This is a genomic window from Arthrobacter sp. efr-133-R2A-120 (assembly GCF_030209835.1).
Lineage (GTDB): Bacteria > Actinomycetota > Actinomycetes > Actinomycetales > Micrococcaceae > Arthrobacter.
The window spans coordinates 117,814-124,474 of the sequence record NZ_JARVRF010000013.1 but is presented as its reverse complement, the minus strand read 5'-3'; the positions used below and the strand labels follow the sequence as shown (position 1 = coordinate 124,474).

7 protein-coding genes are annotated in these 6,661 nt (G+C 64.1%); 3 read left to right on the top strand and 4 right to left on the bottom strand.

What is annotated here, in order from left to right; all coding sequences use genetic code 11:
• Positions 1-375 precede the first annotated feature (375 nt).
• Complete coding sequence (locus tag QRN52_RS08895; protein ID WP_350225141.1) at positions 376-1,392, top strand: Gfo/Idh/MocA family protein; 1,017 nt, start codon at positions 376-378, stop codon at positions 1,390-1,392.
• Here the strand turns inward: QRN52_RS08895 and QRN52_RS08890 are convergent, their stop codons facing one another.
• From QRN52_RS08890 to QRN52_RS08880, 3 genes are all read right to left on the bottom strand, one after another.
• Complete coding sequence (locus tag QRN52_RS08890) at positions 1,393-2,661, bottom strand: MFS transporter (RefSeq protein ID WP_284752367.1); 1,269 nt, start codon at positions 2,659-2,661, stop codon at positions 1,393-1,395.
• Positions 2,662-2,837: 176 nt separating this feature from the next.
• A complete protein-coding gene (locus tag QRN52_RS08885) occupies positions 2,838-3,455 on the bottom strand; it encodes a TetR/AcrR family transcriptional regulator (RefSeq protein ID WP_284752366.1) in 618 nt (205 codons plus the stop codon).
• 51 nt (positions 3,456-3,506) lie between these two features.
• A complete protein-coding gene (locus tag QRN52_RS08880) occupies positions 3,507-4,625 on the bottom strand; it encodes an alanine racemase (protein WP_284752365.1) in 1,119 nt (372 codons plus the stop codon).
• A 223-nt stretch (positions 4,626-4,848) separates the two neighbouring features.
• On the opposite strand from QRN52_RS08880, the gene QRN52_RS08875 reads away from it, so the two are divergent.
• Both QRN52_RS08875 and QRN52_RS08870 read left to right on the top strand, forming a co-directional pair.
• Entirely contained in the window at positions 4,849-5,154 is a 306-nt protein-coding gene (locus QRN52_RS08875; protein WP_284752364.1) for a hypothetical protein, read from the top strand.
• A gap of 28 nt (positions 5,155-5,182) precedes the next feature.
• The gene (locus QRN52_RS08870) at positions 5,183-5,626 is read left to right on the top strand and encodes a GyrI-like domain-containing protein (RefSeq protein WP_284752363.1); all 444 of its coding nucleotides are present in this window, start codon (positions 5,183-5,185) and stop codon (positions 5,624-5,626) included.
• Positions 5,627-5,656: 30 nt separating this feature from the next.
• Here the strand turns inward: QRN52_RS08870 and QRN52_RS08865 are convergent, their stop codons facing one another.
• Positions 5,657-6,574: an alpha/beta fold hydrolase gene (locus QRN52_RS08865; protein WP_284752362.1), complete on the bottom strand. Its 918-nt coding sequence runs from the start codon at positions 6,572-6,574 to the stop codon at positions 5,657-5,659.
• Positions 6,575-6,661: the final 87 nt, after the last annotated feature.

The window sequence follows — 6,661 nt, the reverse complement described above, 5'->3', positions numbered from 1 at the left end:
CGGACCCGAAGGCGTCTCCTTCTACACCCGCGGCAAGGTCATCACCTCCCGCTGGCCCGAACCCACCCACGCCTCCGGCGCCTCCTACAACTTCCCCTCCAACTGACCACCCGCCCAACTACCTAGCAGTAGATGTCGTTATGAGCCCCCATAACGACAACAAATGCGAGTCAGTTGGGCCTGTCGATGGTTGTCGCTTGGGACGGCCATCGGCAGGCTTCGGCATCTGACCGATCCGGATCCGTCTTGAAAGAGTTCCTGAGGAGCAAGAACGGTGTTTCGTTGTTTTTCTTGTCTTATGTCGGCAAGCTGGATGTCCTACGCGACAGAAGTGCGGCCGGGAACCCGGCCCCTCGGGCACGATAGGCGGGCAGGATGATGTCCAAACCACTTATCTGGGGGATTGTGGGTGCCAGTGACATAGCTGCCACGCGAATGATCCCTGCAATTCGCCGCGTCGGCGACGTGGTGGCCAGTGTCGTCAGTGGCGACACCGGCCATGCCAAGGCATACGCCCAACGCAACAGCATCGGAATGCATCATGAGAGCCTTGACGAGCTTCTTTCGGATGATTCGATCGATGCCGTCTACATCTCCAGCCGAAACCAGCATCACTGTCGACAAACAATCGCCGCGGCCAGGGCCGGAAAGCATGTCCTGTGTGAGAAGCCCGTCGCAACGACGCTCGACGAGGCACAAGCCATGGTGGAGGCCTGCCGCGTCCACAACGTGGTCCTGGCCGTCAACCACCATCTCCCGGCGGCCGGGACCCATCAAACTATTCGTGCGCTCGTCGCTTCAGGCTCCATTGGGCGACCATTGAGCGTTAACGTCCGGCATTCGACCCTCCTTCCCGAACGCCTTCGCGGGTGGCGGCTTGAAAAGTCTCCAGGCGCCGGCGTCGTCATGGATCTGTCCTGTCACAACGCGTCAGTCGTCAATCCGCTACTGGGCGGTCGCCCGCTCGATGTTATCGCTTCCACCCTGTCGCAGAGTGATTGGGCTTCGGGTGTGGATGACGCTTCCAGCGCGTCCATCCGATACCACGATGACATTTTGGTCGACTTCCAAGATTCGTTCACGATGCCCTTCACGGCTTCCTACATCCAGATCAATGGTGATCAGGGCAGCATCCTTGGTCATGACGTCATGACTCCTGAGCCGAAAGGTTCGATCACTCTCACGGATGGCTCCGGCACGAGAGAGATTTCAGTTACCGACCGTCGCCATACGTACGACATCACGCTCGAACGCTTCCGATCAGCGGTACGCGAGGGGGCGCGGCCAGTTGTCGATGGCGTGGACGCCGCAAACGCATTGTCTGTCAGCCTCTCGATCCTGGAAGCAGATAGAACGGGCGAAAGACAGCTGATTGAATTCATAGACCGCTAGTTAGAGGCCGTGCTTGCTGAATCTGGACATGCACGCCAGGCCGACGGCAGCGACGACGGCGAACAACGCAGGCAGCAGGAACACGAGGGGGAGTCCGATGGTGGCGACTCCGAGCCCGCCCGCGAGCCCACCCATCGCCGAGCTTACAGCGGCGGAGCTCATGAAGATCGCCGAAGCCGTGGCCACCGCTGCGGGCAGCAGCCGCTGCGCCACGACGATGCCCAATGCCGCGAATACTCCCCAAACCCCTCCCATGAGGATCTGGCCCGCGAAGAGTCCGAGGGCGGTGCCGGTCGCGGCGAAGCAGATGTTCGCGGCGACGCCGAATCCCGCTGCCAGGATCATCAGCCGTATCATCCCGGTCCTCCTGGCAACAAGGACAGCCACGGGCATTAGTAAGAGTTCCACGAGTGGCTGGACTCCGATAATCGCGCCGCCAAGGGCAGGCGTCAGTCGGAGCTGTTCGTTCATGTAGATCGGAAGGTAGGCGTACTTGATCGACTCACCGGCGTACACGCACATGTAGAGCGCAGTGAACATGAGCAAGGGGGCCATCTGTCGGAGCCCGGGCTTTGCGGTGGGTGCAGGTAGGCTCTCCGCCCGCCGGCCGACGCGAGTGCGGCGAGGTGCTGATGCCCTCAACGTCATGAACGGCACGATTTGGGCGAGAGTGCATAAAGCGGTCGCGAAAAGCATCGCCCGAGGGCCGGCATTTGCGGCCAGGAACGACCCCGCGGCCGGCCCGATCACCCAGCCGCCGGTCAGCGCCATACGCACTATGGCGACCACACCATCATTTCCCGCCTTCGGGCGCGCACTGATCTCGTCGTGAAGGGCTGCGAACACCTGCGATGTGGCGGCACCTGCAAACCCGAGGACGAGGGCACTTACGACGAACGGCATCCACAGCTGGGTGGAGAATGCGATTCCGGACCAGCCCAGGAAGCCGGCGACAGCGCACGCGCGAAACAGGCCAAGGCGACGGCCCGTCCGGTCAGAGCGTGCGCCAACCAGGTATCCCGCCAGTGGTGCTGTGAGGCTAGTCAGGTAGTAGAGCCCGGCAACAGTGAGGGACGCGTGGAGCTCATTGACGAGGAACGAGGCGATCTGGGGTGCCGCCGCAGAGAACCCGAGGCCTGACAGGAACATCGCAACTGTTGCCCCCCGGTAAAGGGGAGTTTCGAGGACGAGCCGGAGCGGAGACCTCCGCACCGCCGTCGAGCCAGTAAGGACGGGGTCGGCGTCTTCGACAGCCTTCGGTGCGGTCATTCGGGGATCACAGTGCTTTCTAAGCGGCCGGGTGCGCGGGTCCGTCGATCGATCAACCCGAATTCTTCCACTGTAAGAATATAGGACACGGGCGCACAGGGAAACCCCGAACGGGCATGTGAATACTCGGACATGGAAGGTGCAGGTCAGGCCCATCGAGGCCCGTCTGCCGCGAGCTAATGCGTCAAGGCCGGCCCGGCAGGCGGCAACAGCCGTTCCAGGATTGCCAACGAGCGGTGCACGTCCACGTCGTCCGGGCTGATGAGCCATTGCAGTTGTAAGCCATCGGAGGCGGCGGCGACCAGCGCGGCGGCATCATCGGCATCGATGTCCGCGGCTATGGATCCGGATCGCTGACCGGCCCGGACCCTTTCGGCTAGATCGGCCCGAACCCGGCGAAAACGCTCGTCGATGAAGTCCCGTGTGACCGGGTGATGGCGCTCCTGAAGCGCATCAGTGGTCAGCGTCGCGTACAGCTCAACCAGACCAGGAATTGTGCGGTTTCGTTCGGCGCTTTTTTCCATCACGGCCACGGCTGAGACGTCGGCCGTGCCGGACGGCTCGTGAACCATGCCTTCGTGTTCTCGGTAAACCGCGACCAAGAGCTCATCGCGCGATGCAAAGTAGTATCGCAGCGCGGCATGCGAAACGCCGATCGCAGCTCCAATCGCCCGCAACGAGGAGCCGACTCCCTTTTCGGCGAACAGTTCTATAGCTCGCAAGAGAATCTGGGCTCGTCGTTCGGGGGCTTTCCGGTATGACCGCCCACGCTCCTCGGCTTGATCGTTGGCCATCCCACCATCGTACGTGAGTGGTAGAAGCCAGCTCGGGACGTCGCGCACGGCTTAGAAGCTTGGCCGCCAGGTCTCGACGGCGTCATCGCTGACTGCAACTACCTCGCGCCAGCGGTCAAACAGCGAGCAGGGGTGGGAGATGCCCAGGTCCACGACGTCGCCGACCTGCAGGCCTTCGGCGTCGTCCACGATGGCGTGGTGGTCGAAGAGGCGCGTCAGCGTGGCTCCTTCGCCGGCCGCCAGGAGGGCCCCGTTACGGAACCGGGAGACGATCACCGGCAGGCCGGCGTCGTACGCCAACTCCCGCTTGCCCGCGTTCAGGACCACGCGCCCGGCTTCCGGGGCGGAGATGACCAGCGCCCGCACCACCGCCGCGGCGGTGAGACCGGGGACCGGCGAGACGCTCTGGTAGGTGCCATGGTCGTGAACCACGTAGCAGCCTGAACGAAGCACGTTGACGGAGGTGCTGTGCGGCAGGAACGCGGCTGCCCGGTCCTGGAACGCGGAGCCGCCGTTGCTGAAGACCGGCACTTCCACTTCGAAAGTGGGGTGCAGTTCATCGAAAATGTCGCGGGCCAGGCGGCAATGCGAATCGATCCCGGCCAGGTTTTCATCCGTCCGGGTGTTCGGTGCCACACCCTCGTAGGCGCTGACGCCGGCCAACAGCAGCCCGCTGGCGGCACGAATCTCAGCGGCCAGGGGCCCGGCTTCGGCCTCGCTGCGGATCCCGGTGCGACCGCCGGGGGTCCCGACGTCGATCAGTACGTTGAGCGGCCGTGGCGAGTCCTGGAACACCTCGGCCATGGCCTGGACGCCCGCCGCCGAGTCGGCCAGGCAGTAGATCTCCAGCTCCGGCGAGGCTGTCAGCCAGGCGCGCAACTCCTCAAGGTGGCCGCGGAACAGCACCTCGTTCGCGATGAGGATCCTAGTCGCACCCCACTCGATGGCCTGCGCGGCCTGCGCGGTGGTCGCCACGGTCACGCCCCAGGAACCGGGCAACTGCCGGCGGACAATCTCGCCCGTCATGGTGGTCTTGATGTGCGGGGCCAGCACCATGCCGCGTTCCCGTGTCCAGGCCTCTTTGATGCCGATATTGCGCTCGACGGCGGCAACGTCCAGGAGCATCTGCGGCAAGGTGTGGAGCGGGAGGGTGGCGTCAAGGTGCGTCATGCGGTGCGGTTCTTTCAGGACGTTCTGGAAGCTGGGTACCCGGAGATCCTATCCGGTTCAGTAACTAGAGAACCCGTGGACAGATCGTGGCTAATGACAAGTAGCGGCCACTCGGGCGGTCGCCACGCGGAGTGAGTATGGTCTTTCACGTGTCGGACCGTTCACGCGCATCGTCGCGTGGCTGGCTGCCACGAGCTGAGTCCAGGCCATAGGAGGTCACATCATGTCTGTCATCATTGCAACCAAGGTTTCCGGTGACACGAGCGTTTTCGCCAAGTCGCTGGAGGAGCGCGCGGACGAGTATCGCCAATGGGGCGAGCGCGGCCGGGCGGCTGGGGCGATTCACCATCAGTTCGCAGTCGGGGACGGGTTCGTCCTCGTGGTCGACGAATGGGAATCGACGGAGGCGTTCCAAAAATTCTTCGGTGATCCCGAGATCCAGGCGTTCATTGGTTCAGTCGGCGGCGACCCCAGTGTGGCACCTGAAATCACCGTCGGGGAATCGGTCGACTCTGCGGACAAGTACTAGCCGACTCGCGCATGTCGGCCCCGTCAACGTGCAGACTGTCCGCCCGCGCATGCTGGCCGCCGTCCGGCGCGAGGTCGCACCAGGCGACGTCGGTTCCGCATGGGGCCCTGCGGTGGGCCTTGTCTGGGACTTCATTCGCAGTCAGCCGGGTCTGTGGACGGACGGCCACAATATCTTCGTCTACCACCACTCGAACACGCCCGACGCACCCCTTCTGTGCGACTTCGGCGTCGAAGTCACGCGCAGCTTCGAAACGGCGGGCGAGGTCTACGCGACCGAAACGCCCGGAGGCGAGGCTGCCGTAGCAGTCCACCATGGGCCGTACGACCGTATGAACGAGGCGTACAACGCGATCGACGAGTGGATGGCGGCGAATCACAGGGAGTCTGCCGGGCACTCCTGGGAGATCTACGGAGATCCGACACCCGATCAGGCCGATACTGAAACGACGGTCGTGCACCTTCTGAAGTAGTTCCTCCTGCCGGGACGTCTGGGAGACACTTCACCAGGACCACAGTTCGCCGAGCAGCCGTTGCACGTGATCGGGCTGCTCGATGTGGGCGAAGTGGCCGCAGCGCGGGATTGTCGCCAGCCGGGCGTGGGGGACTATAACTGCCAAGCGGGCCAGATCAGACTCGGGCGTGAACACATCGCTGTCGCCGCGGATTGCCAGAACCGGGCAGCGGATGCCGAGCCACTGGCCGAAATCGTAGTGCGCGGCTGCCCTTGCGGCAGCAGAGAAGCTGGCCGGCCGGGCATCGTAGCCGAGCTCGCGGATCTCGACCGGGGGAATGGCTGCCGGATCTGCGAAGAACGGAGACATCAGTGGTCCCATGAGGGGTGTGGCGGAGACAGTACGCACCAGTGCCGTCCCTGCCGGACCGAGGGCCGCCATGGTGCGCATGGCCAGCAGCATGCCGGTGAACGCCGGGAATCTGTAAAGGCCGGGGAGCGGCGCCCTGCACGCGTCGGACACACTGAATGTGGTGGCCGAAATGGCGGCTACGCTGGCGGTCTGCTCCGGCCATGCCGCAGCCATGTGCAGGGCCAGGAAGCCTCCCATGGAGTGGCCCACCAGGTTCCACCGCTGGTAGCCGAGCGCTTTCAGCACTCCGGTGACGGCGCGTGCCATCGCCACGAGGCTGAACCGTTCCAGCCGGGCACCGTTCGTGGATTCGCCCCAGCCCGGCAGATCAATCAGGACCCGGTCGTTGGCCGGTTCCCCGGAAGTCGGTGCCCCGGAAAGCAGGGCCTGGAAAGTGGTCCGGGATCCCGCGGCGCCGTGGAGGTAGACCTCCGGGGTGCCGGACACGCCCCACCGTCCCGGGGCACCCTGCTGGACACGCACTGTGCAGCGCCCTAGCTCCGTGGGAACGACATGCCGCCGCAGCGTGGGGGCGCTTTTCTGCTGAACACTCATGGTCACCTCTCCTCTTGCTCTGTGACACTGGTTCGTAGCCGCAGAGGTAGCGGATGGGACTTGCCTGTTCCGGCGCGTTCGCAGACC

What these genes read in the sequence shown, in the direction of transcription:
- QRN52_RS08895 (WP_350225141.1), top strand. Translation starts at nt 376, where the DNA reads ATGATGTCCAAACCACTTATCTGGGGGATTGTGGGTGCCAGTGACATA.
- QRN52_RS08890 (WP_284752367.1), bottom strand. Translation starts at nt 2,661, where the DNA reads ATGACCGCACCGAAGGCTGTCGAAGACGCCGACCCCGTCCTTACTGGC.
- QRN52_RS08885 (WP_284752366.1), bottom strand. Translation starts at nt 3,455, where the DNA reads ATGGCCAACGATCAAGCCGAGGAGCGTGGGCGGTCATACCGGAAAGCC.
- QRN52_RS08880 (WP_284752365.1), bottom strand. Translation starts at nt 4,625, where the DNA reads ATGACGCACCTTGACGCCACCCTCCCGCTCCACACCTTGCCGCAGATG.
- QRN52_RS08875 (WP_284752364.1), top strand. Translation starts at nt 4,849, where the DNA reads ATGTCTGTCATCATTGCAACCAAGGTTTCCGGTGACACGAGCGTTTTC.
- QRN52_RS08865 (WP_284752362.1), bottom strand. Translation starts at nt 6,574, where the DNA reads ATGAGTGTTCAGCAGAAAAGCGCCCCCACGCTGCGGCGGCATGTCGTT.